At 67.5% G+C, this 24,271-nt stretch carries 24 protein-coding genes; 16 read left to right on the top strand and 8 right to left on the bottom strand.

Annotation, left to right across the window (positions count from 1 at the left end; genetic code table 11):
* Positions 1-34 precede the first annotated feature (34 nt).
* The 10 genes from tolQ (at position 35) to FZ938_RS03850 (ending at position 9,757) form a co-directional block, all read left to right on the top strand.
* Positions 35-766 carry a protein TolQ gene (gene tolQ / locus FZ938_RS03895; protein ID WP_149197319.1) on the top strand — a complete coding sequence of 244 codons (732 nt, stop codon included), beginning with the start codon at positions 35-37 and terminating at the stop codon, positions 764-766.
* A 3-nt stretch (positions 767-769) separates the two neighbouring features.
* Positions 770-1,252, top strand: coding sequence for an ExbD/TolR family protein (locus tag FZ938_RS03890; protein ID WP_109074590.1), 483 nt, complete (start codon positions 770-772; stop codon positions 1,250-1,252).
* Positions 1,253-1,268: 16 nt separating this feature from the next.
* Complete coding sequence (locus FZ938_RS03885; RefSeq protein ID WP_149197318.1) at positions 1,269-2,477, top strand: hypothetical protein; 1,209 nt, start codon at positions 1,269-1,271, stop codon at positions 2,475-2,477.
* Positions 2,478-2,479: 2 nt separating this feature from the next.
* Entirely contained in the window at positions 2,480-3,832 is a 1,353-nt protein-coding gene (gene tolB / locus FZ938_RS03880; protein ID WP_149197317.1) for a Tol-Pal system beta propeller repeat protein TolB, read from the top strand.
* A gap of 148 nt (positions 3,833-3,980) precedes the next feature.
* Positions 3,981-4,451, top strand: coding sequence for a peptidoglycan-associated lipoprotein Pal (gene pal, locus FZ938_RS03875; protein WP_149197316.1), 471 nt, complete (start codon positions 3,981-3,983; stop codon positions 4,449-4,451).
* Between the two features lie 248 nt (positions 4,452-4,699).
* The gene (ybgF, locus tag FZ938_RS03870) at positions 4,700-5,575 is read left to right on the top strand and encodes a tol-pal system protein YbgF (protein WP_149197315.1); all 876 of its coding nucleotides are present in this window, start codon (positions 4,700-4,702) and stop codon (positions 5,573-5,575) included.
* Complete coding sequence (gene tilS / locus FZ938_RS03865; protein ID WP_149197314.1) at positions 5,575-6,927, top strand: tRNA lysidine(34) synthetase TilS; 1,353 nt, start codon at positions 5,575-5,577, stop codon at positions 6,925-6,927. The genes ybgF and tilS overlap by 1 nt, the downstream gene beginning before the upstream one ends.
* An 82-nt stretch (positions 6,928-7,009) precedes the next feature.
* On the top strand, positions 7,010-8,947 hold the full coding sequence (ftsH, locus tag FZ938_RS03860; protein WP_149197313.1) for an ATP-dependent zinc metalloprotease FtsH: 1,938 nt from the start codon (positions 7,010-7,012) through the stop codon (positions 8,945-8,947).
* Positions 8,948-9,086: 139 nt separating this feature from the next.
* The gene (locus tag FZ938_RS03855; RefSeq protein WP_149197312.1) at positions 9,087-9,383 is read left to right on the top strand and encodes a type II toxin-antitoxin system ParD family antitoxin; all 297 of its coding nucleotides are present in this window, start codon (positions 9,087-9,089) and stop codon (positions 9,381-9,383) included.
* Positions 9,380-9,757, top strand: coding sequence for a type II toxin-antitoxin system RelE/ParE family toxin (locus tag FZ938_RS03850; protein WP_149197311.1), 378 nt, complete (start codon positions 9,380-9,382; stop codon positions 9,755-9,757). The genes FZ938_RS03855 and FZ938_RS03850 overlap by 4 nt, the downstream gene beginning before the upstream one ends.
* 54 nt (positions 9,758-9,811) lie before the next feature.
* Here FZ938_RS03850 and FZ938_RS03845 read toward each other — a convergent pair whose 3' ends face one another.
* Positions 9,812-10,957: a hypothetical protein gene (locus FZ938_RS03845; protein ID WP_246798990.1), complete on the bottom strand. Its 1,146-nt coding sequence runs from the start codon at positions 10,955-10,957 to the stop codon at positions 9,812-9,814.
* 153 nt (positions 10,958-11,110) lie between these two features.
* Positions 11,111-11,959, bottom strand: coding sequence for an enoyl-ACP reductase FabI (gene fabI, locus FZ938_RS03840; protein WP_149197309.1), 849 nt, complete (start codon positions 11,957-11,959; stop codon positions 11,111-11,113).
* Between the two features lie 118 nt (positions 11,960-12,077).
* Between fabI and FZ938_RS03835 the strand changes: the two genes are divergently transcribed.
* Entirely contained in the window at positions 12,078-13,442 is a 1,365-nt protein-coding gene (locus tag FZ938_RS03835; protein ID WP_246457501.1) for a YihY family inner membrane protein, read from the top strand.
* A gap of 4 nt (positions 13,443-13,446) precedes the next feature.
* Here the strand turns inward: FZ938_RS03835 and FZ938_RS03830 are convergent, their stop codons facing one another.
* Together FZ938_RS03830 and FZ938_RS03825 are read right to left on the bottom strand one after the other, a co-directional pair.
* A complete protein-coding gene (locus tag FZ938_RS03830) occupies positions 13,447-14,409 on the bottom strand; it encodes a DnaJ C-terminal domain-containing protein (RefSeq protein ID WP_149197307.1) in 963 nt (320 codons plus the stop codon).
* Between the two features lie 64 nt (positions 14,410-14,473).
* The gene (locus FZ938_RS03825) at positions 14,474-14,947 is read right to left on the bottom strand and encodes an RT0821/Lpp0805 family surface protein (RefSeq protein WP_149197306.1); all 474 of its coding nucleotides are present in this window, start codon (positions 14,945-14,947) and stop codon (positions 14,474-14,476) included.
* A 198-nt stretch (positions 14,948-15,145) separates the two neighbouring features.
* On the opposite strand from FZ938_RS03825, the gene pdxH reads away from it, so the two are divergent.
* The 5 genes from pdxH to FZ938_RS03800 all read left to right on the top strand — a co-directional run bounded on the left by pdxH (position 15,146) and on the right by FZ938_RS03800 (position 20,748).
* Positions 15,146-15,754, top strand: a complete 609-nt coding sequence (pdxH, locus tag FZ938_RS03820) for a pyridoxamine 5'-phosphate oxidase (RefSeq protein WP_149197305.1) — start codon at positions 15,146-15,148, stop codon at positions 15,752-15,754.
* A 106-nt stretch (positions 15,755-15,860) separates the two neighbouring features.
* A complete protein-coding gene (locus FZ938_RS03815; RefSeq protein WP_174757310.1) occupies positions 15,861-16,796 on the top strand; it encodes a cation diffusion facilitator family transporter in 936 nt (311 codons plus the stop codon).
* A gap of 302 nt (positions 16,797-17,098) precedes the next feature.
* Positions 17,099-18,490, top strand: coding sequence for a methyl-accepting chemotaxis protein (locus FZ938_RS03810; RefSeq protein WP_149197685.1), 1,392 nt, complete (start codon positions 17,099-17,101; stop codon positions 18,488-18,490).
* Positions 18,491-18,604: 114 nt separating this feature from the next.
* The gene (gene hypD, locus FZ938_RS03805) at positions 18,605-19,717 is read left to right on the top strand and encodes a hydrogenase formation protein HypD (protein ID WP_149197303.1); all 1,113 of its coding nucleotides are present in this window, start codon (positions 18,605-18,607) and stop codon (positions 19,715-19,717) included.
* A 209-nt stretch (positions 19,718-19,926) separates the two neighbouring features.
* The gene (locus FZ938_RS03800) at positions 19,927-20,748 is read left to right on the top strand and encodes a universal stress protein (protein ID WP_149197302.1); all 822 of its coding nucleotides are present in this window, start codon (positions 19,927-19,929) and stop codon (positions 20,746-20,748) included.
* 76 nt (positions 20,749-20,824) lie between these two features.
* Here the strand turns inward: FZ938_RS03800 and FZ938_RS03795 are convergent, their stop codons facing one another.
* From FZ938_RS03795 to FZ938_RS03780, 4 genes are all read right to left on the bottom strand, one after another.
* Complete coding sequence (locus tag FZ938_RS03795) at positions 20,825-22,510, bottom strand: methyl-accepting chemotaxis protein (protein ID WP_149197301.1); 1,686 nt, start codon at positions 22,508-22,510, stop codon at positions 20,825-20,827.
* A 326-nt stretch (positions 22,511-22,836) separates the two neighbouring features.
* Complete coding sequence (locus tag FZ938_RS03790) at positions 22,837-23,328, bottom strand: GNAT family N-acetyltransferase (protein WP_246457498.1); 492 nt, start codon at positions 23,326-23,328, stop codon at positions 22,837-22,839.
* Positions 23,329-23,341: 13 nt separating this feature from the next.
* Positions 23,342-23,752, bottom strand: coding sequence for a hypothetical protein (locus FZ938_RS03785; protein ID WP_149197300.1), 411 nt, complete (start codon positions 23,750-23,752; stop codon positions 23,342-23,344).
* A gap of 39 nt (positions 23,753-23,791) precedes the next feature.
* Positions 23,792-24,211, bottom strand: a complete 420-nt coding sequence (locus FZ938_RS03780; protein ID WP_149197299.1) for a hypothetical protein — start codon at positions 24,209-24,211, stop codon at positions 23,792-23,794.
* Positions 24,212-24,271: the final 60 nt, after the last annotated feature.

Here is a 24,271-nt window from a genome sequence, read left to right as displayed (position 1 = left end):
CCGTGCCAACAGCGCAACCGCGAGACTGACTGCGATGGACGCCCTGCAAACCGCCCAACTGGCCGGCAACGCCGCCACGACGGCACATGAAATCACGATCCTCGGCCTGTTCTGGCAGGCCGACGCGATCGTCAAGATCGTGATGATGATGCTCGTCGTCGCCTCGATCTGGTGCTGGGCGATCATCATCGAAAAGCTGATGCGGATCCGCCGCCTGAACGCCCAGGCCGACGCCTTCGAAGAGGCCTTCTGGTCGGGCGGGTCGCTCGACGCGCTGTACGACCGCATCGGCCAGACCCCTGCCGACCCGATGGCCGCGACCTTCGCCGCCGGCATGCGCGAATGGCGCCACGCCGCCGACCGCGGCATCGCCGGCACCATGAAGGGCTCGCTGCAGCAGCGGGTCGAGCGGGTGATGGCGGTGACCATCGGCCGCGAGATGGCGCGGGCCGAACGCTACATGACCTTCCTGGCCTCGGTCGGCTCGACGGCCCCCTTCATCGGCCTGTTCGGCACGGTGTGGGGCATCATGAACTCCTTCACCTCGATCGCCGGCTCGGGCAACACCAGCCTCGCCGTGGTGGCGCCCGGTATCGCCGAGGCGCTGTTCGCCACCGCCATGGGCCTGCTGGCCGCCATCCCGGCGGTGCTGTCCTACAACAAGTTCTCCACCGACCTCGGCCGCTACGCCGACCGGCTGGACACCTTCTCGGGCGAGTTCTCGGCGATCCTGTCCCGCCACCTCGAGGAGCGGGGAGCCGCCTGAACCATGGCCGGACAACTCGCAGGCAAATCCCACGGACGCGGCAAGCGCCGGGGATATCGCGCGATGGCCGAGATCAACATGACGCCGTTCATCGACGTCATGCTGGTCCTGCTGATCGTCTTCATGGTCGCCGCCCCGATGCTGACCGTCGGCGTGCCGGTCGACCTGCCCAAGACCAACGCCGCTCCGCTGGAGCAGCAGAAGGACCCGCTGTTCGTCACCGTGCAGACCGACGGCCGCGTCTTCGTCCAGGAGACGCCGGTCGAGCTGGGCAACATGGTGCCGCTGCTGATCGCGGTGACCAACAACAACCCGGAGGCCCGCATCCTGGTCCGCGGCGACGCCAAGATCGCCTATGGCAAGATGCTGGAGGTGATGGGCACCATGAGCGCCGCCGGCTTCAAGAAGGTCGGCCTGGTCGCCGAGATGCCGAACGGTCCGACCGCGTCCAGCGCGCGGGTCGGCGCCCCCAAACCGGCGCGTTGAGGCGGGCGGAACTCCCATGCGCAAGCCCCTGATCGCCTCGGCGGTGCTGCACGTCGCGCTGGTCGCGCTGTTCGTGCTTGGCCTGCCGCCCAGCGATCGCAAGCTCGAAATCGCCTCCTCGATCCCGATCGAGATCGTCGACATCGGCGAGGTCACCCAGGCCGCCCGGGTCGAGAAGGGCGAGCCCAAGCCGGCCAATGCCGCGCTGCGCCCGCCGATGCCCGAGGCCAAGCCGTCCCCGCCGGCGCCCGAGCCGCCGGACGAGGAGGACGAACCGCCGCCGCCGCCCCCGCCGCCTGCCAAGACGCCGGAGCCGCCGAAGGTCGCCCAGGTGCCGCCGCCCCCGCGCGAGCCGACGCCGCCGCCCAAGCCCGCCCCGACTCCGCCGCCTCCTCCGCCGCCACCCCCGCCGCCCCCGGATCCGGCGCCGTCGCCGACTCCGAAGCCGCCGGAGCCCCCCAAGCCCGAGCCGCCGAAGCCGGAACCGCCCAAACCGGAACCGCCGAAGCACGAGCCCAAGCCGGAGCCTCCTAAACCGGAGCCGCCCAAGCCTGAGCCTCCGAAGCCTGAGCCGAAGAAGCCCGAGCCGCCCAAGCACGAGCCGAAGCCGGAACCGCCCAAGGCGGAACCGAAGAAGCCGGAGCCGGCGAAGGAGGTCGCGAAGGCCGAGCCGAAGAAGGCGGAGACGCCGGCCAAGCAGCCGGAGAAGCCGTCGGCCAAGACCGACCCGCTGTCCGACCTGCTGTCGAACGTCGGGAAGATCAAGCCGTCGGACAACCCGAAGGCGGACGGCAAGGCATCGGCCAGCGCCAACAGCGACGCCAAGCCCAGCCAGAAGACCGCTTCGGCGGCACCGGCCGGTGCGGCGAAGGCGACCAACGGCCCCGACAGGCCGTTCAAGCCGTCGGGCCGCGCGTTGGACGCCATCCGCGGCCAGTTGAGCAAGAACTGGAACTTCGACAGCGGCCGCAAGGACGCAGGGTCGATGCAGATCGAGATCCACGTCGAGGTCGGCCGCGACCACAGCGTGATCCGAGCCTGGATCGACGAGAAGTACAAGTCGCGCTATCTGTCGGATGCCGCCTTCCGGGCGTCGGCCGATGCGGCGGTGCGCGCGGTCAAACGGTCCAGCCCCCTGGACCTGCTGCCCAGCGAGTTCACGTCGCAGACTTATGAAGACTGGCGCTTCATCGTGTTCAATTTCGACCCGAGGGACATGTTCTGACCATGACGACGAAGACGAGGCTTCTGTTGAAGCTGGCCGGGGCCACCGGCGCGCTTCTCCTCTCCCTCGGCGTTGCCGCTCCGCAGGAGGCGCGCGCCGAGTTGCGCATCGACATCACGCGGGGCGTGTCCGAGCCGCTGCCCATCGCGATCACCAGCTTCGCCGGTGCGGGCGGACGCGATGCACAGCTGGGCGCCGACATCTCCAAGGTCATCTCCGCCGACCTGGAGCGCTCCGGCCTGTTCAAGCCGCTGGACCCGCGCGGCTTCCTGCAGACGCCGGAGCAGCTGCGCAGCGGCGAGCCGCGTTACCCGGACTGGAAGGCGCTTGGCGCCCAGGCGCTGGTCGCCGGCAACACCACGACGGGCGGCGACGGCCGCATGAAGGTGGATTTCCGCCTGTGGGACGTCGCCGCCGGCCAGTACATGCAGGGGCTGAGCTACAGCGCCTCGCCGCAGGAATGGCGCCGCATCGCCCACATCGTGGCCGATGCCATCTATAAGCGCCTGACCGGCGAGGACGGCTATTTCGACACGCGCATCGTCTACGTTGCCGAATCGGGCCCGGCGAATGCGCGCAAGAAGCAGCTGGCCATCATGGACCAGGACAGCGCCAACCATCAGTTCCTGACCGACGGCCAGTCCCTGGTCCTGACGCCGCGCTTCTCGCCGACGTCCCAGGAAATCACGTACATGTCGTACTTCAACAAGAAGCCGCGCGTGTACCTGTTCAACATCGACACCGGCCGCCAGGAGGTCCTGGGCGACTTCCCCGGCATGACCTTCGCCCCGCGCTTCTCGCCGGACGGCAACAAGGTCATCATGTCGATGGCCCAGAACGGCAACACCGACATCTACACGCTGGACCTGCGCACCCGCCGCCAGACCCAGCTGACCGACGCGCCCGGCATCGACACCGGTCCCAGCTATTCCCCGGACGGCCAGAAGATCGTCTTCGAGTCGGATCGCGGCGGCACGCAGCAGCTCTATGTCATGGGCGCCGACGGGTCGGGCGTGAAGCGGCTGACCTTCGGCGAGGGCCGCTACGGCACGCCGGTGTGGTCGCCGCGCGGCGATCTGATCGCCTTCACGCGCCAGCGTGGTAGCAGCTTTGCAATCGGCGTAATCCGTCCGGATGGGACGGGGGAACGAATCCTGACCGAAGCCTTCCACGTCGAGGGGCCGACCTGGGCGCCGAATGGCCGTGTTCTTATGTTCTTCAAGGACTTGCCGACGGGTGACGGTCGTGGCCGCAACGCGCAGCTGTACAGCATCGACATCACCGGCGCGAACGAGCGTCGCGTGAGCACCCCGGTCGGCGCATCGGACCCTGCGTGGTCGCCCTTGATTCCCTAGTGGAGTAGCCCTATTTTGCGGCGGCGCGGGAGCAATGCTCAAGACAAAGGTCGGACGTCGTCTTTTCGTCGGGGATTGGCGAAAAGAAGCGGCTCTCGTGCTGACCAGTCCGGCCACTCAACAATTGTCGTTCAAGGGGTCCCTGAACATGCGTATGAAGTTCCTTGCCCTCGCCGCGGTCGCCCTGCTCGCCGCTTGCGAATCCACGCCGAACGACGCCGCCAACGGCGCCAACACCGGTGCCCAGCAGACCTCGGTCCGCCCGGGCTCGGCTGAAGATTTCGTCGTCAACGTCGGCGACCGCGTCTTCTTCGGCCTCGACCGCTTCGACCTGTCGCCGGAGGCTCGCGCCACCCTCGACCGTCAGGCCAAGTGGCTGCAGACCTACGGTTCGGTCACCGTGACCGTCGAGGGCCATGCCGACGAGCGCGGCACCCGCGAGTACAACCTGGCCCTGGGCGAGCGTCGCGCCAACTCGGTGAAGAACTACCTGGCCGCCAAGGGCATCCCGGCCAGCCGCGTCAACGTCGTGTCCTACGGCAAGGAGCGTCCGGCCGTGGTTGGCTCGAACGAGGCCGCCTGGTCGCAGAACCGCCGTGGCGTGACCGTCGTCAACTAATGACGCCGGTCCCCGCCTGACGGGGAAATGGGAAAAGGCGCCGCCACCGGGCAACCGGGGCGGCGCCTTTTTCTTTTCGGCGGGCGGTATTCCCGACTCTTTCGACGGCCGGAATTCCGGCGCCGCCGGGTTCTTTGCGCCGGTGCGCAAGTTCTGCTAAACAGCGGCCATCGCGTCGCCTTTTTCGTTCGCCATGGTCGCCGTGGGTGTTTTCCCCCGGCATCAGATCTCCTCAGGATCCCACGCGCATGACCAACATCCGTCCCGTCGCCGCCCTGCTGCTGGGTGGCATGCTCGCGGCAAGCCCCGCACTGGCCCAGTCGAAGGGGCAGATCGAGCGGCTGCAATCGCTGGAAACCCAGGTTGCGGCGCTGGGCGGTCCGGTGGAGGTGGCGCAGCTGTCGCCCTCCGTCGCCGCCGATTTCGAGATCCGGCTGCAGAACCTGGAACGCGCCATCCAGGACCTGACCGGCAAGTACGAGGAGTCGACCTATCAGGTCACCCAACTGCGCGAGCGCCTGGAGAAGGTGAACGCCGACGTGGATTTCCGCCTGAAGGAGCTGGAGAAGGGCGGCGGCGCCACCGGAGGGGCCATGGGCGGCGCAATGGGCGGCGCAATGGGCGGCGCCATGTCTGACGCCGCGCCGTCCAAGCCGTCGAAGGCCGCCGACGACAAGAAGCCCGCCGACAAGCCGGCGCAGACCGCCGCGGCCAATCCGCCCTCGACCGTCGGCCTGTCGCCGGAAAAGCAGTATGAGCAGGCGTTCGAACTGCTGCGCAACTCCGACTATGACCGCGCGGAGAAGGCCCTGCAGGAGTTCATCGCCAAGAACAAGTCCCACGCCTATGCCGGCAACGCGCAATATTGGCTGGGTGAGAGCTATTACGTCCGCAACCGCTTCCCGGAGGCGGCCCAGGCCTTCGCAGAGGTGCTGTCCAAGTACCGCACCAACCCGAAGGCGGCGGACAGCCTGCTGAAGCTGGGCATGACCCTGCAGCAGATGAACAAGAAGTCGGATGCCTGCACCGCCTTCGGCCAGCTGCTGACCAAGTTCCCCGAAGCCTCGGCCAGCGTGAAGCGCCGCGCCGATACGGAGCGCAAACGCATCAATTGCCCGGCCTGATGGGCGATACAGACGACTCCGCAACGGTTTCGGCGGAGGAGTTCGCCCGTGCGATGGCGGCGCTGGGCGGATTCGAACCGGCGCCGGCCGTCGCCGTCGGGATTTCCGGCGGCGGCGACAGCATGGCGCTGGTTCTGCTGCTGCGGCATTGGGTCGCAGAGCGGGGCGGACGTCTGCTGGCGCTGACCGTCGACCACGGCTTGCGGCCCGAATCGTCCGACGAGGCGGCGGCGGTCGGGGCGGCGATGGCCCGACTCGGTATTCCTCACCGCGTCCTTCGCTGGGACGGGGAAAAGCCCTCGGCGGGATTGCAGGCGGCGGCCAGGGCGGCGCGGCACCGGTTGCTGGCCGCGGCCTGCGACGAGTCCGGCATCCTGCATCTGGCGTTGGCCCACCATCGCGACGATCAGGCGGAGACGGTGCTGCTGCGGCTGGCCCGCGGCTCCGGCATCGACGGGCTGGCCGGAATGGCGGCGGCGCGCGCCGATGGGGCGGTGCGGGTGATCCGGCCGCTGCTGGGCTTTTCCCATGACCGGCTGCTGGCGACCTGCCGCGCCCAGGGCGTCGACTGGATCGAGGACCCCTCCAACCACAATCCGCGCTTCGCCCGCGCCCGGCTGCGCGCCGCCGTCGATCTGCTTGGGGGGGAGGGGCTGGACGCCACCCGGTTGGGCGAGGTCGCCCGCCGGGCCGGACGGGCGCGCGCCGTGCTGGAACAGGCGACCGCCGGGTTGCTTGCCGAGGCCGCGACCATTCATCCGGAAGGCTGGATCACGCTGGCTCCCGCACCGTTGCTGGGCGCGCCGGCGGAGGTTGCGCTGCGGGGGCTGGCCCAGGCGCTGACCGCGGTCGGCGGTCCGGCCCATCCCGTGCGCGACGAGGCGCTGGAGCGGCTGTTGGGCGCGCTGGCGGACGGGCAGGGCACGACCTTGGGTGGCTGCGTGGTGCGGCTGCGGCGGGGCGCGGTCATGGTGGCGCGCGAGCCGGTTGCAGCAATGGAGCGGCTGAGCGTGCCGCCGGGCGGGCGGGTGCTGTGGGACGGTCGCTTCGACCTGCGGGTGTCTCCGCGACATGGCAAGCCCGTCACGGTCGCGGCGCTGGGGGCGGCGGGCTGGCGCGAATGGGTGGCGCGGTTGGCGCCGGAAAAGGCGCCCGATCTGCCGGTACCGGTGCGGGAAACGCTGCCAAGCCTTTGGTCGGCAACGGAATTGCTTGGCGTACCAATGGTTGGCGGACGATACGGATTCGACGCGGATGGACAGGACCCGATGGACCGCGCGATCTTCCGTCCGCCTTCGTCGTTGGGAAGACCAGCTTTTACGGTTGTTTCGGACCGGCGCGGCATTATTTAATCTGGGAACGTGCCCGTAGGAGTCCGGGGTGCGGCCTTGTCGGCGCACCGCATGGCGATGGGTTCGCAGAAAGGCGTGTGACGTGAACAATTTCGGCAAGAACCTCGCGCTCTGGATCATCATAGGGCTGCTGCTCGTGGCCCTGTTCAATCTGTTCCAGAGTTCTTCCACCCGCAGCCCGCAAACGACCGTTCCGTTCAGCGAGCTTCTCGCCGAAGTGGACCGGGGCCAGGTTGCAGACGTGACGATCAAGGGCAACCAGGTTTCGGGCCATTTCTCGGACGGCCGCTCCTTCAGCACCTATGTCCCGCCCGAAGCGGGTCTGGTGGAGCGCCTGACCAACAAGAACGTCCGGATCAACGCGGTCCCCGACGACAGCAACGTGCCGTCGCTGTTCTCGGTGCTGCTGTCCTGGTTCCCGATGCTTCTGCTGATCGGCGTTTGGATCTTCTTCATGCGCCAGATGCAGTCCGGCGGCGGCAAGGCCATGGGCTTCGGCAAGTCGCGGGCGCGCCTGCTGACCGAAAAGGTCGGCCGCGTGACCTTCGACGACGTCGCCGGCATCGACGAGGCCAAGCAGGAGCTGACGGAAATCGTCGAGTTCCTGAAGGACCCGCAGAAGTTCCAGCGGCTGGGCGGCAAGATCCCGAAGGGCTGTCTTCTGGTCGGCCCGCCGGGTACCGGTAAGACGCTGACCGCCCGCGCGGTAGCCGGCGAAGCCAATGTCCCGTTCTTCACCATCTCCGGTTCGGATTTCGTCGAAATGTTCGTCGGTGTGGGTGCGTCCCGCGTCCGCGACATGTTCGAACAGGGCAAGAAGAACGCCCCCTGCATCATCTTCATCGACGAAATCGACGCGGTCGGCCGCCATCGCGGTGCCGGCCTGGGCGGCGGCAACGACGAGCGTGAGCAGACCCTCAACCAGTTGCTGGTCGAGATGGACGGCTTCGAGGCGAACGAGGGCGTGATCCTGATCGCCGCGACCAACCGTCCGGACGTTCTCGATCCCGCGCTGCTGCGTCCGGGCCGCTTCGACCGTCAGGTCGTGGTGCCGAACCCCGACGTGCTGGGCCGCGAGAAGATCCTCAAGGTCCACATGCGCAAGGTCCCGCTGTCGCCGGACGTCGACGCCAAGGTCATCGCCCGCGGCACCCCCGGCTTCTCCGGCGCCGATCTGGCGAACCTCGTCAACGAGGCGGCGCTGCTGGCGGCCCGCATCGGCAAGCGCGTCGTCGGCATGTCCGAGTTCGAGGCCGCCAAGGACAAGGTCATGATGGGTGCGGAACGCCGCTCCATGGTGATGACCGAGGACGAGAAGAAGCTGACCGCCTACCACGAGGCCGGCCACGCCATCTGCGCGATCCACTGCGTCGACAGCGACCCGGTCCACAAGGCCACCATCATCCCGCGCGGCCGTGCGCTGGGCATGGTGATGCGCCTGCCGGAAGGCGACCGCATCAGCCTGTCGCAGGCCAAGCTGCTGGCCGACCTGACCGTCGCCATGGGTGGCCGCATCGCGGAAGAGCTGATCTTCGGCAAGGAGCGGGTGACCACCGGCGCCTCGGGCGACATCAAGATGGCGACCGAGATGTCGCGCCGGATGGTGACGGAGTGGGGCATGAGCGACAAGCTCGGTCCGCTGCTGTACGGCGAGCCGACGCAGGAGGTGTTCCTGGGCCATTCGGTGACCCAGCACAAGAACATGTCCGACCGCACCGCCCAGCTGGTCGACGAGGAGATCCGCCGCATCGTGGACGAAAGCTACGATCGCGCCCGGACCATCCTGACCGAGAACATCGACCAGCTGCACACCCTCGCCAAGGGCCTGCTGGAGTACGAGACGCTGAGCGGCGACGAGATCAACCGTCTGCTGCGCGGCGAGCCGATCCTGCGCGACGACGAGCGCGAGACGATGCCCGTCCCGCCGCGTCCGACCACCGGCACCGGCCGCCGGTCCTCCGTTCCGCCCAGCACCGGGCAGGAAAGCGGCGGCATCGGTCCGGAACCGCAGGGCACCTGAGTTTTCAGGGATCCGACATGAAGAAGGCGGCGCTGCGAGGCGCCGTCTTTTTTGTTGGCCTTGCCGGTGCTCCGTGGCGGGAGATTGACGGCGTCCGACGTTGGTATCAGACTTTGCTACCGGGAAGTGGAGAGTTGTCATGACCGGCCGGAACTTCAGCCTAACAGACCGCTTGAGCGACTTCATCGATCAGCAGGTCGAGCATGGGCGGCATCAGAACGCCAGCGAGGTCGTACGCGAGGCGCTGCGCCGCTATCAGGACGATCTGGAGGCGGAGCAGGCGAGCCTTGCCGCCATCGGCGCCATCGCCCGCAATGGCATTGTCGCTGTCGAGCAGGGCGACTTCCGTCTGGTGCAGGGCGAGGAGGGACGGCGCGACCTGCTGGCGGACCTGAACCGCCGTGCCGCCATGCGTGCTGCCGCCAGACGGGGATGACGGTGTCTGCGTTCCGCCTTTCCGGTCCGGCGGAAGCCGAGTTGGAAGATATCCTGGACTGGAGCGAGCGGAACTTCCACGAGGTGGGCCGGATGCGCTATGCGGCACTTCTCGTCCAGGCGATGCAGGACATCGCCGACGATCCGCAGCGTCACGGCATCGAGTGGGTACAAGCGGCTGGGCTCCGGGTTGGGCTTTACCACAGCTGGCACAGTAGGACCCGCATCGCCGATCCGGCCGAGCGAATCCACGCGCCGCGCCATTTGATCGTCTTTCGGCTCGCAGCCGATGGCATTGTCGATATCTTGGGCTTCGTCCATGAAAGCATGCTGCGCGGCCGTGCGCTCGGCAGGATCGTTCGGGCGAATGGCTGACGGGGCTTCCGCCGCCTGATAGCCCCACAGGACTTCAGGCGGCGGAGAAATCCTTCAGAGCGAGCCCTTCTGCTCGCGGCGGCGGTCCAGTGCGACGTCGAACTGGCGCAGCAGCTTCTGCATGCCTTCGAAGTACAGCTTGCGCGACGGCGTGTTCTTCATGCAGCGGGCGTCCAGATGGGCGACGCTGGTCAGGGCCGAGACGCAGTAGCCGAGCAGCCAGTAGCGCGAGCGGATGCTGCGCAGGTAATCGCGGAAGGGCTCCGGCTGGCCGTTCATGAAGCTGCTGAACGACGTCTCGTAATCCGACAGGATGGTGCGGATGTCGAGCAGCGTCGTCTCCAGCAGCTTGCCCACCCGTTCGATGTGCATCAGCAGCTGGGTCTCGTAGGGCTTGTGCATGCGGATGTCGACCGGGATGCACTCGCGCGACTTCAGCCAGGTCAGGATGGTGCGGGCACGCGGGGCGATGCGGCGCAGCTGGTATTCGTAGAAGGTCGTGCCCTTCCACGCGCTGAAGATGGTGTCGGCCTCCGACCGCTCGATGCCGAAGGCGGAGACGAACAGGCCGGCCTCTTCCAGGTTGGGGTTCCAGATCGCCTCCAGGAAGCGCTCGATGCTTCCGGCGCTGCCCTGGCTGCCGGACAGCGCCTTGCGGACGATCGGCTCGATGCGGGCGCGGATCAGGCGGCGGAGCTGGTGGTCCTCCTCGTTGGAGATCAGCCAGTGGCGCGGATCGACGTTGACCTTCTCCGCTTCGAAGCAGGTCTTCAGCAGGAAGGCGTCGAGCGACGGCACGTCGTCGATCATCGACAGCATCTTCATGTCGCCGATGATGCCGTTCTCCTGCGGCCCGTGCTTCAGCCCGAACTGCTCTTCCAGCAGGGTCGCGCTGTTGCGGCCGCGCAGATAGATGGCGATGCCGCCGGCCTCCGGCGCCCGGGCGTTGTGCGGCACATAGATGCCGGTCTCCACCGGCCGCTCGCCGCCCTCCAGTTCCTCGTCCTCGGCGATCGGATCGCCGCCGTCGTCTTCGCGGTCGTCGAAGTTCGGGTATTTGAACAGGATGCAGTTGTTCAGGCCCTGGGCCTTGAACATGCGCTGCTCTTCCGGAATCTCGCGCGTGATGGCGATGAGATTCATCGACACGCTGGAGCCGCCATAGAGGATCTGCTCAAGGATCGGAGAAACCGAGTCCATTTTCTTGCGAGCGCGCATGAATATTACCCAAATCCGCGAATATTGCGCAAATCATAAACGCCGTTTTTGCAAACGCAAAGAGGGATCGGCGTACCGATCCCTCTCTTCGTCATGCGATTGCAGGCGTCGGTCTCCGGCTCGACCGACCGGCTTTCAGCCGGCCTTCGGCGTGCCGCCCAGCGAGCCCAGCAGGCTGGCGACCTCGGCCGCCTCGTCCACCGCGACCATGCCGACGGTGTGATAGCCGCTGTCGACATGCATCACCTCGCCGGTGACGCCGCTGCCCAGATCCGACATCAGGAACAGGCCGGCGCCGCCGACCTCCTGGATGGTGACGTTGCGCTTCAGCGGGGCGTTCAGCTCGTTCCACTTCAGGATATAGCGGAAGTCGCCGATGCCGCTGGCGGCCAGAGTCTTGATCGGACCGGCGGAGATGGCGTTGACACGGATGTTGCGGCCACCCAGATCGACGGCCAGGTAGCGCACGCTGGCTTCCAGCGCGGCCTTGGCGACGCCCATCACGTTGTAATGGGGCATGACGCGTTCGGCGCCGTAATAGGATAGAGTGAGCAGGCTGCCGCCGTCCTTCATCAGCGGCACGGCGCGCTGCGCCACCGCGGTGAAGGAGTAGCAGGAGATGTCCATGGTGCGCAGGAAATTGGCCCGCGTGGTATCCAGATACAGCCCGTCAAGCTCGCTCTTGTCGGAAAAGGCGATGGCATGAACCACGAAGTCCAGCCCGCCCCATTCCTTCTCGATGGCGGCGAAGGTCGCGTCGATGCTGGCCTCGTCCGTCACATCGCAGGGCAGGACGAGCTTGGCGCCGACCTGTTCGGCCAGCGGCTTCACCCGCTTCAGCAGCGCATCGCCCTGATAGGTGAAGGCAAGCTCCGCCCCGTGCTGGGCCAGGGTGGAGGCGATCCCCCAGGCGATCGAACGATCGTTGGCCACGCCCATGATCAGGCCACGCTTGCCGGCCATGAGCGGCATCGGATTGGACATCGGAACCTCGTGAACGACGGATGTGCTGCGGGTCGAGCCGCGAAAAGTGGGGCGCATCCTACACGAAAGCGCCCACCGGTCAAACCGACGCGGGTGGTCCCGCCGCAGGAGGCGTCGCATGGCTCACCCTAAGCACAGCGGTGGGCGCGAGGAGGAGGAGCGCAGCCGCATCCTGACCGGTCTGAGGGAGCTGAGCGGCTTCTTCGGCCATTCGATGCTGCGCTTCTACAACGACAACTGTTTCCAGACCGCGGCGGCGCTGACCTACACCTCGCTGCTGGCCATCGTGCCGATGATGACCATCGGCTTCGCCATCTTCTCCGCCTTCCCGGCCTTCAGCGCGCTGCAGCTGCGGATCCAGACGGCGCTGGTCAAGAATCTTGTGCCGGAGATCGGCGACGCGATCCTGGAATATCTCGGCCGCTTCATGGCGAATGCCGGGCAGATGCCGATCTTCGGCGTGATCGGGCTGGCCGTGTCGGCGGTGCTGTTGATCTGGACGATAGAGGGGTCCTTCGCCACCGTCTGGCGCGTGCGCGAGCCGCGATCCTACGTCACCCGCATCCTGTCCTTCTGGGCGGTGGTGTCGCTGACCCCGCTGTTCGCCGGCGCCAGCCTGTCGCTGTCCAGCACGCTGTGGACCGCGCTGGAGGTTGCGCATTTGGAGGGCGTGGTCCATCCGCTGGCGGGAATCGGCATGCTGCTGCCGTTCGGGCTGCAACTGCTGGGATGCACGCTGCTGTATCTGGTGATCCCGAATCGCGACGTTTTCTGGCTGGACGCGCTGTGCGGCGGCGCCATCGGCTCGATCCTGTTGGAGGGGTCGAAGGCGATCTTCGGCTGGTACATGCGCGAATATCCGGCCTACCAGACCATCTACGGCGCCCTGTCGGTGGTGCCGATCTTCCTGTTCTGGCTCTACATCGCCTGGTCGACGGTGTTGTTCGGCGCGGTGGTCGCGGCGTCATTGCCGGAATGGCGCGCCGGCAAGGTCACCCGCGGCGGCATGGAGGGGCTGTTGCCGGCCCAGCGGCTGGCGCTGGCGCTGGCCGTGCTTCACGAGCTTATGGAGGCGAGCCGGCTGGGCGTCGGCATGCGCCGCCGCACGCTGGTCGGCCGGGTGCCCGTCGGCACGCTGCTGATCGACGGCATCCTGGAACAGCTGCGCGACGCCCATTGGGCGGCCCACACCACCCGCGACGCCTGGGTGGTCACCCGCGACATGGGCGAGGCGACTTTGCTGGAGCTGATGAAGGCGCTGGGCATCGGCATGCGCGGCTCCGTCCACGGGCTGGGCGGGCTGGATCTGCCCTGGCAGGAACGCACCGCCCGCCTGCTGGACGCCGCCGAGGCGCGGCAAAGCGACCTTCTGAACGTGCCGCTGAAGACCCTGCTGAACGACGATCTGCCGCCGGAAGGCCAGCCGATGGGGCAGGGGAGTGCTGGGCCGTTACCGTTGCCGTTGCGGGCGGTGAAGAAGTGATGCCCTACTCCAGCCCGGCCTTCTTGCGGACGTCGTAACTGCGGGTCTTGGCCCACTGTTCCACGAACTTGACCAGTTCGGCGTCGGGCGGGTCGGGCAGGACGACCTTCAGCTTCACATACTGGTCGCCCGGCTGCTTGGTGGCCTGATTGACCACGCCCTTGCCGCGCAGACGCAGGACCGAGCCGGTGTTGGCACCGGGCGGAACCTTCACCGCCACCTTGCCGCTGATGGTCGGGACATTGACGGTGGCGCCCAGAACCGCTTCGTTCAGGGTGATCGGCACCTCGACATGGATGTCGCTGTCCTGCCGGGTGAAGAAGGGGTGCGATTCGACATGCACCTCGACGATGGCGTCGCCGTTGGGCATGCCGCCCATGCCGGGCAGGCCCTGGCCCTTCAGGCGCAGCTTCGTCTCGTTCTCCGTCCCCGGCGGGATGGCGACGTCGATGCTCTTGCCGTTGGACAGGTTGATCCGGCGCTTCGACCCGTTCGCCGCCTCGACGAAGGGGACGGTCACCGAATAGGAGATGTCGCTGCCCCGCACCCGCGGCCCGGCGGAGCCGCCGGCCCCCGCACCGGCCCCTGCACCCGGCCCTCCGGGGCGGCGACGGCCGCCGCCGAACAGGTCGGAGAACCAGTCGTCGCCGCCGCCGAAGAACGTGTCGTCGGCGGTGCTGCTGTAGGCCCGGCCGCGGCTGCCGGAGCGGCCGCGCGAGCCGAAGCCCGCGTGCCGTTCCTGCCCCGACGGGTCGATCTCGCCACGGTCGTAGCGGGCGCGCTTCTCGGCATCCGACAGCAGCGTGTAGGCGGCCGAGATTTCCTTGAACCGCTCCTCGTTGGCGCCGTCGCCCGGCTTCAGGTCCGGGTGATGCTGCTTGGCGAGCTTGCGGTATGCCTTCTTGATGTCGTCGGCACTGGCGGACCGGCTGACGCCGAGAACGCTGTAGGGATCGCGCGTAGCCACGGGCAGAGGGTTCCCGCCCCAGGGGGGCTTAGAGGTTGCGAGTGCGGGGTGCTGGTCGGCGAAGTTACGAGTTACCGATGATCTTCCACGTACCGTCGGCCTGTTTGCAAGCGGTTCCGTACGCCTGCTCCGTCCGGCCCTTCACGACGATGGTCTGCTGGAACTCGCGGCAATAGGTGCCGGCGCTGCTGTAACCGTCGCGGGTGGTGACGATCGTGCCGGAATTGCCCGACTGCGGGTTGTTCCAGTTGATGCGGTCGCCGACCGGGGCGGCGTAGGCCCGACGGGCGGCGGTCTCGGCATAGCCGGCATCGGCCTTGTCGAGCGAGCTGCCGACTTCCCTGCCGATGAAGGCGCCGAGCAGCGTGCCGACGCCGGTCGCCACCAGCTTGCCGGTTCCGCCGCCGATCTGCGACCCGATCAGGCCGCCGGCGACCGCGCCGCCCGCCGTGCCGATCGTTTCCTTCTGGCCACCCAGCTGGCAGCCGGCCAGCAGGCCGGCGACGATCATGGCCGGAACGACTTTCTTCACGAACATCCTTGCGCCTCGAAAAGGTTGGTTGCCGCGGCACCTTATCGGTGGCTTCGCGGTGGACAGTGATATAAGCGACCCTATGCTTGCTGTGAATTGTGATGAGGCTGTGACCCTTACGCTTTTGCACGGAAGCTCGCCCGCTCCCCTGGCCGCGCACCGCCCGGCCGGCGGCACGGGACCCATCGATACAGGACCACAGGCATGACGGACAGCACCGACCGCGACCCTTACGAACTCTTCGCCGAATGGATGAAGGAGGCGGAGCAGAGCGAACCGAACGATCCCAACGCCATGGCGCTTGCCACCGCCGACGCCAACGGCATCCCGTCAGTGCGGATGGTTCTGCTGAAGGGGATCGATCCGCGCGGTTTCGTCTTCTACACCAACACCGAAAGCCGGAAAGGCACCCAGCTGCTGGCGAATCGGAACGCCGCCCTGTGCTTCCATTGGAAGAGCCTGCGCCGTCAGGTGCGGGTGGAGGGGCCGGTGGAGGTCGTCACCGACGCCGAGGCCGACGCCTATTTCGAAAGCCGGCCGCGCGAAAGCCGCATCGGCGCCTGGGCCTCGCTGCAGTCGCGCCCGCTGGAAGGGCGGTGGGAGCTGGAGAAGCGCGTGGCGCAGTTCGCCGCCAAATACGCCATCGGCACCGTGCCGCGCCCGCCGCACTGGACCGGTTTCCGCGTGCTGCCCTCGCGGATCGAATTCTGGCGCGACCGCCCGTTCCGCCTGCACGACCGGCTGGTTTTCCAGCGCGCCGAGGGGACCGACGGCACGCAGACGGGTTGGACCACCGAGCATCTTTATCCTTGACCGGGGCACTGCGGGCGGAAGCCGGCCGTAAGCGAACTGTAAGGATGGGCCGCTACGGTCGCGCGCCGGCCAGCGCGGTCGCGCGAGCGGACGGGGACCCAAGCGGATGGGGGGAGCATTGAGCGACAGTGCGCAAAACGCGGCATCGGCGGACCGGCTGCGCCGCTATGCCACCTACGCCAGCGTCTCGGTGGCCTCCACCCTGATCGCGGCGAAGCTGGCCGCCTATCTGTTGACCGAATCGGTCAGCATCCTGTCGTCGCTGATCGATTCCTGCACCGACCTGATGGCGTCGGTGGTGACTCTGCTGGGGGTGCGCCACGCCCTGCGCCCGGCCGACGCCAACCACCGTTTCGGACATGGCAAGGCGGAGGCGCTGGCGGCGCTCGCCCAGGCCGCCTTCATCGGCGGCTCGGCCGTGCTGCTGAGCGTCGAGGCGGTGCGGCGAATTATCCGGCCGGAGCCGATCACCGAGGGCACGATGGGCATCGCCGTGATGCTTTTTTCGATCCTGCTGACCGCCGGGCTCATCACTTTCCAGCGCCGGGTGCAGGCGGCCACCGGCTCCGTCGCCATCGGTGCGGACCGGCTGCACTACTCCGGCGACCTGCTGATGAACAGTGCGGTCATCGTCGCCATCCTGCTGACCGAGGCGACCGGGCTGACCGTGGTCGACCCCCTGTTCGGCATCGGCATTTCCCTGTTCCTGCTGAACGGCGCCCGCGGCGTGGCGCGCGATGCGTTGGACGTGCTGATGGACCGCGAACTGGCCGAGGAGGAGCGCGAGCGCATCGCCGCGCTGGCGCGGGCCGAGCCGGGGGTGCGCGGTCTGCACGACCTGCGAACGCGCAATGCCGGCACCGGCTGTTTCATCGAACTGCATCTGGAGTTGGACGGCGGCATCAGCCTGACCGCCGCGCACGAGGTCGCTGACCGGGTGGAGCGGCGATTGCGCGAGGCCTTCGTCAACGCCGAGGTGATGGTTCACCAGGAGCCGGCCGGGCTGGCCGACGAGCGGCTGGATCACCGGATCGCCGGCTGAAAGCGGGGGTTGCAAGGCCTTGGCCTGGAAACCGATGCCCGCAAATCGAGTCCTGGCGATTGACGGTTGTGGGCGGTGCAGCTGGTGATACGGGTCCGTATTGCGGGATAACCCGCATTTCGCATCGAACGAGGGGTATCGCACAATCGCCGGGCGTGCCCTCCCCTTAAGGTATCCTACCAAAGGACAGGGGGGCCGGGCGCTGCCCTGGCACCCCCTTCATTGCGAATCTGTATCAAAAGCGCAATAATAGTACTTGGGAGAAAGCGCTCGGTTATAATTCAGCAAGAATGGTGGATATGATGGATGGTGGCTTTGGGCTTCGTCCGAATCTGATTGCGGACATCGCGCAGGAAGCAGGCAATCTCGGCATCGAGATCGCGGATATCGCCGGCCATATCGAGGATGTGAACGCCCGCGTCACCCACCAGTCGGAGGTGTTCACGCAGCTGCGCGATACCGGTGCCAAGATGTCGCGCAGCACGCAGCGAATCTCGGAGGCGTCGGCCGTAGCGCGCTCGGTCACCGAACAGGCGCGGCAGGAGGTCGACAGCTCCCACGACCGGGTGCAGCAGTCACTGTCCGACATCCATGCGCTGGTGTCGTCGGTGACGGGGATCGAGGGGCAGATCGCCGGGCTGCGCGAGGCGCTGGAGCGCGTCGGCAAGGTCGCCAAGGAGATCTTCACCATCGCCAAGCAGACCAACCTGCTGGCGCTGAACGCCACCATCGAGGCCGCCCGCGCCGGCGAGGCCGGGCGCGGCTTCGCCGTGGTGGCGAACGAGGTGAAGTCGCTGTCCACCAAGACAAGCGAGGCGACGACGGAAATCGACGCGACGCTGAAGGTGCTGAACGAGCAGGCCCAGCGCCTGATGACGGAGAGCGCCGCCAGCGCCGCCAAGGCCCGCGCGGTCAGCGAGGGCACCACCGCCATCGGCACGGTGATCGAGACGGTTGGCCGCGCCATGCGCGAACTGAACGGCGAGACCGACAAGATCGACGCCGCCTCCGCCGAGATCGGCGGCAACTGCGGCGAGTTGGAGCACGAGATCGCCGATCTGGCGGTGGGCGTGAAGCTGTCCAGCGACAATCTGGCGCAGGCGCGCGACCGGGTGAACAATCTGGTCGGCATGAGCGAGCGTCTGATCGGCATCACCGCCGAACTGAACATCGAAACGGTCGACACCCCCTTCATCGCCGCGGTCAAGGACGCCGCCATCAAGGTGTCCGCCGCCTTCGAGGACGCGCTGGCCCGTGGCGACATCAGCGAGTCCGACCTGTTCGACCGCAATTACCAACCGGTCGCCGGATCAGACCCGCAGCAGGTGCTGACCCGCTATACCCAGCTGTGCGACCGCGTGCTGCCCGGAATCCAGGAGCCTGTGCTGGCGGCCAACAGCCGCATCGTCTTCTGCGTGGCGATCGACGAGAACGGCTATCTGCCCACCCACAACCGTCAGTTCAGCCAACCGCAGGGCCGTGACCCGGTCTGGAACGCCGCCAACTGCCGCAACCGCCGCATCTTCAACGACCGCGTCGGCCTGGCCGCCGGGCGCAACACCAAGCCCTTCCTGCTGCAGACCTACCGGCGCGACATGGGCGGCGGGAAATACACCCTGATGAAGGACGTCTCCGCCCCCGTCATGGTCCGCGGCCGCCATTGGGGCGGGCTGCGGCTGGCCTACAAGGTGTGACCGGGAATATGTGAGAAAGCGCGCAAGCGCACGGGTTGCCGGACTTCCCTCTTGATCCGTATCAACGCATGGGATCAGCCTTGCGGGTGAAATGGCGGGGCAGAGGGAGCGACCATGAAGTATGTCGATGAGTTCCGCGATCCGGTGCTTGCCCGCAACGTCGCCGCCGCCATCGCGCGGGAGGTGCGGTCAGACCGCTCCTATCACCTGATGGAGTTCTGCGGCGGCCACACCCATGCCATCTCCCGCTATGGCATTCCCGACCTGCTGCCCGACAATGTGCGCATGATCCATGGGCCGGGCTGCCCGGTCTGCGTTCTGCCGGTGGGGCGGATCGACGACGCCATCGCGCTGGCCCGCCGGCCGGAGGTGACGCTGTGCACCTATGGCGACGTCATGCGGGTGCCGGGGTCCGGGCGGCTCAGCCTGCTGAAGGCCAAGGCGCAGGGCGCCGACGTGCGCATGGTGGTGTCGGCCGACGCCGCGGTACGCATCGCCGCGGAGAATCCGGACCGGCAGGTGGTGTTCCTCGCCATCGGCTTCGAGACGACGACCCCGCCCACCGCGCTGGCGGTGCGGGCGGCGGCGGCGCAGGGGCTGTCCAACTTCTCCGTCTTCTGCAACCATGTGCTCACCCCCTCGGCCATCCAGGGCATCATGGCGGGAGCGGACGAGGGGCTGTCGCTGGACGGGTTCGTCGGGCCGGCCCATGTCTCCGTCGTCATCGGGTCGGACTCCTATGCCCCGGCTGCAACGGATTACGGCAAGCCGGTGGTGATCTCCGGATTCGAGCCGCTGGACGTGCTGCAGTCGATCCTGATGCTTGTCCGCCAGATCAACGACGGGCGGGCGGAGGTCGAGAACCAGTATACCCGCGCCGTCACCGCCGACGGCAACCGCAAGGCCCAGGCGCTGGTGCTGGAGATCTTCGAGACCCGGCCGTCCTTCGAATGGCGCGGCCTGGGCAGCATCCCGCACAGCGGGCTGAAGCTGCGCGAGGCCTATGCCGACTTCGACGCCGAACGGCGCTTTCCCATCGCCGGGGCCAGCGTGCCCGACCACAAGGGCTGCGATTGCGGCGCCATCCTGCGCGGCGTGAAGCGGCCGATCGACTGCAAGCTGTTCGATACCGTCTGCACCCCGGAAAACCCGATGGGGTCCTGCATGGTGTCGGCCGAAGGCGCCTGCGCGGCGCACTACACCTATGGACGGTTCCGCGACGCCTGACCGGCTCCGGGCGGTGCGTCTCAGCCATTGCGACCTTTCACCGCAGGCTGGACGAAGGCTGCTGGACGAACGCCGCCCGGTTAAACATGATGCATATGAAACAATCCGTTGGGCCGGCCATCCACTCCATGGCATCCACCCCATGGCATCGGCCCCATGGAAAACGGCAGACGTCGCAAGACTTCGCATTTCATACCGGGAGGACCCGCATGACCTACAAGCACATCCTCGTCCATCTCGACAGCAGCCCGCATGTCGAGGCGCGACTCGAGGCCGCCATCGCACTGGCGCAGAGCCACGGCGCCTTTCTGCGCGGCCTGTTCGCTCAGGGCGACCGCAACGCCTCCAGCGTCATCGCCCGCCGGTCCAGCGACCATCTGGTCGAGGCGGCGGCGCGCAGCGAGGCGCTGTTCAACGAAAAGCTCGCCGCGTCCGGTCTGCAGGGCCATTGGCACGGGCTGACCCACGGCGAATACAACCATGTGATCCGCGAGGTCATCATCTGGTCGCGCTTCGCCGACCTGACGGTGCTGGGCCAGTATGACCGCGAGGCCGGATCGCAGGCCGCGCCGGAGGAACTGAACGAGCAGGTGGTGCTGAACTCCGGCCGCCCGGTGCTGGTCGTGCCCTATGCCGGCCGCTTCCCGGTGATCGGCAAACGCGTCGCCGTCGCCTGGAATGCCGAGCGCGAGGCCGCCCGCGCCCTGTCCGACGCCATGCCGATGCTGGAGAAGGCCGCCGAGGTGACGGTCATCACCGTGCTGACCCAGGCCTCGAACGCCGCGCCGGAAGCGCCGCGGGTCGGGCTGCTCGACCATCTCGCCTTCCACGGCGTGAAGGCGGAGCAGACCCACTTCACGGTCAACGACATCGGCGCGATGGACGCCCTGCTGGCCCGTGCCATGGATACCGGCGCCGACCTGCTGGTGATGGGCGCCCATGGCCATTACGGCTTCCCGTTCCTGCATCGCGGCAGCGGGACGCGCCACGTGCTGCGCACCTGCCCGGTGCCGCTGCTGCTGTCGCACTGAGGTTGGGGGACGTTAGACCCCCACCTAACCTCCCCCGCCCAGCGGGGGAGGGTTAGGGTGGGGGCCAACCTTCCCCTCATGCCGCCTTCACCCCGCTCAGGAAGCTCTCCACCTCCTGACGCAGGCGGGTCGATTCGGTGCTGAGGTGGTCGGCGACGTTGCGGACCTCGCCCGCGGCGCGGCCGGTGTCGCCGGCGGCGCGGGTGACGCCGACGATGTTGCTGGTCACCTGCTGCGTGCCCTGGGCCGCTTCCTGGACGTTGCGGCTGATCTCCTGGGTCGCCGCGCTCTGCTGTTCCACCGCCGAGGCGATGGTCGCGGAAATCTGGCTGATCTCCGTGATGATGCGGCCGATCTCCTCAATGGCGGAAACCGCCTCGCGGGTCGCGCCCTGGATGGTGGCGATCTGGCCGGTGATGTCCTCCGTGGCCTTCGCCGTCTGGTTGGCCAGGCTCTTCACCTCGCTCGCCACCACCGCGAAGCCCTTGCCCGCCTCGCCGGCGCGGGCAGCCTCGATCGTTGCGTTGAGCGCCAGCAGGTTGGTCTGCGCCGCGATGTTGTTGATGAGGTCCACCACCTCGCCGATCTTCTGCGCGCCGTCGGCAAGTCCGGAGACGACGCCGTTGGCCCGGCTGGCGCCGCTGACCGCCTGTTCGGCGACGCGGGTCGACTGAGAGACCTGACGGCCGATCTCGGCGATCGAGGAGGAGAGTTCCTCGGCCGCAGCGGCGACGGTCTGGACGTTGGCGGAGGCCTGCTCGGCGGCCGAGGCCACCGTGGTGCTCTGGCGGTTGGTCTCGTCGGCGGTGCTGGTCAGCATGCCGGCCGACTGCTGCATCTGGGTCGCCGCTCCCGACAGGCTCTGCACCACCGCGGTCACATTGCCTTCGAAGGCGCGCATCAACTCCTCCAGCCGGGCGGTGCGGCGGGCCTTGGCCTCTTCCTCGGCGCGCTGGGCGGAGGCGAGGCGGTCGGCCTCGATGGCGTTGCGCTTGAAGACGTCCACCGCTTCGGCCATGGCGCCGACCTCGTCCTTGCGGCCGACGCCGGGCACCTCGACCGCCCGCTCGCCGCCGGCCAGACGGCCCATGGCGGCGGTCATGGCGACGATGGGCGAGGCGATGGCCCCGCGCAGCACCATCCCGGCGGCCACGGCGACCAGGACGGAAGCCAGCGCGCCGACGATGGCGGTGAGATAGCCGGTGGAGAAGGCGGCCTTCTGCTCGTCCTTGCGCAGGGTCAGAAGCACGCGCTCCGCGTCCTCGATCTGCGCGACCAGCGCGCGGACATGGTCCATGGAGGCCTTGCCCAGCGCCTTCGCCTCCATCGCGCGGGCTTCCTCGCGCGATTCGGCCTTTGACATCAGGGCGATTTCCTTTTCGGCCACGGTCTGGCGCCAGATGGCGGCGTGTTTGCGCAGTTCCTCCAACCGGGCCTGCTGCTGCGGATTGTCGGCGGTCAGCGACTTCACCTCCGCCAGGGCGCGGTCGAACGCCTGTTCACCCCGACGGTAGGGCTCCAGGAAAGCCTGATCACCGCTGACCAGATAGCCGCGCACACCGGTCTCCTGGTCGACCATCGCCGCCAGCGCCGCGTCGGTGGTCTGGATCACGCGGTAGGTGTGGATCGTCCAGTCGATGGAGGATTGGATGGACGACAGCGTGGCATAATTGGCAAAGCTGATCGCGCCGATGATGACAATCAGAGCGGCGAATGCCGTCAGCAGCTTTCCGCCGATTCGGAGATTGGTGAACCAGGACATTTCTTGCGCCTCATGTGACCGGACGGGCTTGTGATTCGCGCGGACAGTCGCCTTGCCTCGCAGAGTCGCATCCGATCGGGTGAGAGTCTTACCCGTTCGAATGCGCCACCTGATACGGCAGGAAAATCGATTTCGATCATCGACAATTTTACGTATGGCGAAATCTTCTGTCTGTCACATAAGGCCTATACCCGCCTTGCAAACAAAGCGTTAACGTCCCAGCGATGTTCTACCGCCGGTAATTGTCCTGCGTGCTTTCATTGCCGCCGCGCGCATGCGGCAGGGTGACGCACCAACCTATGGGGATCGGATGGCGGCTTTGGCGGTCAGCGACGAAGCCGCATGTCGATGTGGGGAATGCCGAAGTCGTCGTAGGGTTCGGTGACAGGCACGAAACCGAAGCTGCCGTAAAAGCGCTCCAGATAAAGCTGTGCGCCGATCAGCACATCGCGGCCGGGCCAGCGTTCCGCCAGCACCGCCAGCGATTCCACGACCAATGCCCGCCCCAGCCCGGTGGAGCGTTGCGACCGGTCGACCGCCAGCCGGCCGAAGGAGACCGTCGCGTCCGGACCTTCGGAATCGGGGCCCTCGCGGTCCGGGCCGAGGCAGCGGGCACAGCCGACGATGGCGCCGGCGCCGTCCGCCGCGATCAGATGAAGCGCTCCGGGATCGCGGCCGTCGATGTCGGGATAGGGGCAGGACTGCTCGACGACGAACACACGGCTGCGCAGCGCCAGCAGGTCGTGCAGTTCGGTCAGCGACAGGGCCTCGAAGGCGACGCGGCGGATCGGTGGGCGGCGGATCGATGAGGCGGGCATTCCGGCGGACTGCTCAGGCAATCGCGTTGCGGATCATGTAGTCGGCGATGTCCTTGGGCTTGACCTTGACCTCGGTCAGCGGCTCGTCGGCGGTCATCGCCTTGGCGACCAGCAGGCTGTTCTGCACGTTGGTCAGGGTGATGCGGTAGACGCCGGCCGCCCCCTTCAGGCGCGGGTAATAGGTGGGGTCGATCACCTTCTCGCGCCGGCCGAGCCGGGCCAGCGCGCTGTCCTCGTCCAGATCGTCGATCTGTTTGGAATGGACGAGCTTCCAGTCGGATTCGCCACCCCAGCCGGCGGCGACGGCGGCCTTCACCGCGGCTTCGTCCTCCGCAATGCCCAGCTTGTAGATGTGCTTACCCTGTCCGACGTCGGACGCCCATTTGGTCAGGGCGGCGCTGCGCGCGACATAGACGACGGGCATGACGATTCGATCCTCCCGGCACAGGCTGTTGGAGCAGCGTTATTGCAGCGACGATTGGCGCGCGATGGGCGTGATCAGGATGCGGCTGACGACGTCCTTGCCGAACATGGCGACGACCGATTCGTCGATCCGGCGGCGCAGGGCGGGGACGTTCGCGATGTTGCCGCGGACGATCCATCCCTCGTCCACGCCCTTGTAGATGGCGGTCAGGATGGCGTCGTGCAGGCGGGGGATGCTCAACTGGACCTCGCCCAGCCTCAGCGCGTCGCCGATTTCCAGGTTCACTTCGACCTGGGTGTATTTCTCGATCCGGCCGGCATTCACCACCGGGACCATCAGCGGCTTGATCCGCACCGACGGGGGCAGGGCGCCCGGCGCCCCTTCGTTCGCGGCGGCCGGCAGCGCCGACGTCAAGGTCAGGAGCAGGGCAAGGCAGAGGGCAGGCAGAAAGCCGCGCATGGCAGAACACCGCGAAGGACCGGATGGCAGGGATGCTACCGGTCCGACGCGGTGGTTGCA

This window comes from Azospirillum oryzae (genome assembly GCF_008364795.1).
Classification (GTDB): Bacteria; Pseudomonadota; Alphaproteobacteria; order Azospirillales; family Azospirillaceae; genus Azospirillum; species Azospirillum oryzae.
This window is presented reverse-complemented; position numbering and strand designations above follow the sequence as displayed.

What these genes read in the sequence shown, in the direction of transcription:
- tolQ (WP_149197319.1), top strand. Translation starts at nt 35, where the DNA reads ATGGACGCCCTGCAAACCGCCCAACTGGCCGGCAACGCCGCCACGACG.
- FZ938_RS03890 (WP_109074590.1), top strand. Translation starts at nt 770, where the DNA reads ATGGCCGGACAACTCGCAGGCAAATCCCACGGACGCGGCAAGCGCCGG.
- FZ938_RS03885 (WP_149197318.1), top strand. Translation starts at nt 1,269, where the DNA reads ATGCGCAAGCCCCTGATCGCCTCGGCGGTGCTGCACGTCGCGCTGGTC.
- tolB (WP_149197317.1), top strand. Translation starts at nt 2,480, where the DNA reads ATGACGACGAAGACGAGGCTTCTGTTGAAGCTGGCCGGGGCCACCGGC.
- pal (WP_149197316.1), top strand. Translation starts at nt 3,981, where the DNA reads ATGCGTATGAAGTTCCTTGCCCTCGCCGCGGTCGCCCTGCTCGCCGCT.
- ybgF (WP_149197315.1), top strand. Translation starts at nt 4,700, where the DNA reads ATGACCAACATCCGTCCCGTCGCCGCCCTGCTGCTGGGTGGCATGCTC.
- tilS (WP_149197314.1), top strand. Translation starts at nt 5,575, where the DNA reads ATGGGCGATACAGACGACTCCGCAACGGTTTCGGCGGAGGAGTTCGCC.
- FZ938_RS03855 (WP_149197312.1), top strand. Translation starts at nt 9,087, where the DNA reads ATGACCGGCCGGAACTTCAGCCTAACAGACCGCTTGAGCGACTTCATC.
- FZ938_RS03850 (WP_149197311.1), top strand. Translation starts at nt 9,380, where the DNA reads ATGACGGTGTCTGCGTTCCGCCTTTCCGGTCCGGCGGAAGCCGAGTTG.
- FZ938_RS03845 (WP_246798990.1), bottom strand. Translation starts at nt 10,957, where the DNA reads ATGGACTCGGTTTCTCCGATCCTTGAGCAGATCCTCTATGGCGGCTCC.
- fabI (WP_149197309.1), bottom strand. Translation starts at nt 11,959, where the DNA reads ATGTCCAATCCGATGCCGCTCATGGCCGGCAAGCGTGGCCTGATCATG.
- FZ938_RS03835 (WP_246457501.1), top strand. Translation starts at nt 12,078, where the DNA reads ATGGCTCACCCTAAGCACAGCGGTGGGCGCGAGGAGGAGGAGCGCAGC.
- FZ938_RS03825 (WP_149197306.1), bottom strand. Translation starts at nt 14,947, where the DNA reads ATGTTCGTGAAGAAAGTCGTTCCGGCCATGATCGTCGCCGGCCTGCTG.
- pdxH (WP_149197305.1), top strand. Translation starts at nt 15,146, where the DNA reads ATGACGGACAGCACCGACCGCGACCCTTACGAACTCTTCGCCGAATGG.
- FZ938_RS03815 (WP_174757310.1), top strand. Translation starts at nt 15,861, where the DNA reads ATGGGGGGAGCATTGAGCGACAGTGCGCAAAACGCGGCATCGGCGGAC.
- FZ938_RS03810 (WP_149197685.1), top strand. Translation starts at nt 17,099, where the DNA reads ATGGATGGTGGCTTTGGGCTTCGTCCGAATCTGATTGCGGACATCGCG.
- hypD (WP_149197303.1), top strand. Translation starts at nt 18,605, where the DNA reads ATGAAGTATGTCGATGAGTTCCGCGATCCGGTGCTTGCCCGCAACGTC.
- FZ938_RS03800 (WP_149197302.1), top strand. Translation starts at nt 19,927, where the DNA reads ATGACCTACAAGCACATCCTCGTCCATCTCGACAGCAGCCCGCATGTC.
- FZ938_RS03795 (WP_149197301.1), bottom strand. Translation starts at nt 22,510, where the DNA reads ATGTCCTGGTTCACCAATCTCCGAATCGGCGGAAAGCTGCTGACGGCA.
- FZ938_RS03790 (WP_246457498.1), bottom strand. Translation starts at nt 23,328, where the DNA reads ATGCCCGCCTCATCGATCCGCCGCCCACCGATCCGCCGCGTCGCCTTC.
- FZ938_RS03785 (WP_149197300.1), bottom strand. Translation starts at nt 23,752, where the DNA reads ATGCCCGTCGTCTATGTCGCGCGCAGCGCCGCCCTGACCAAATGGGCG.
- FZ938_RS03780 (WP_149197299.1), bottom strand. Translation starts at nt 24,211, where the DNA reads ATGCGCGGCTTTCTGCCTGCCCTCTGCCTTGCCCTGCTCCTGACCTTG.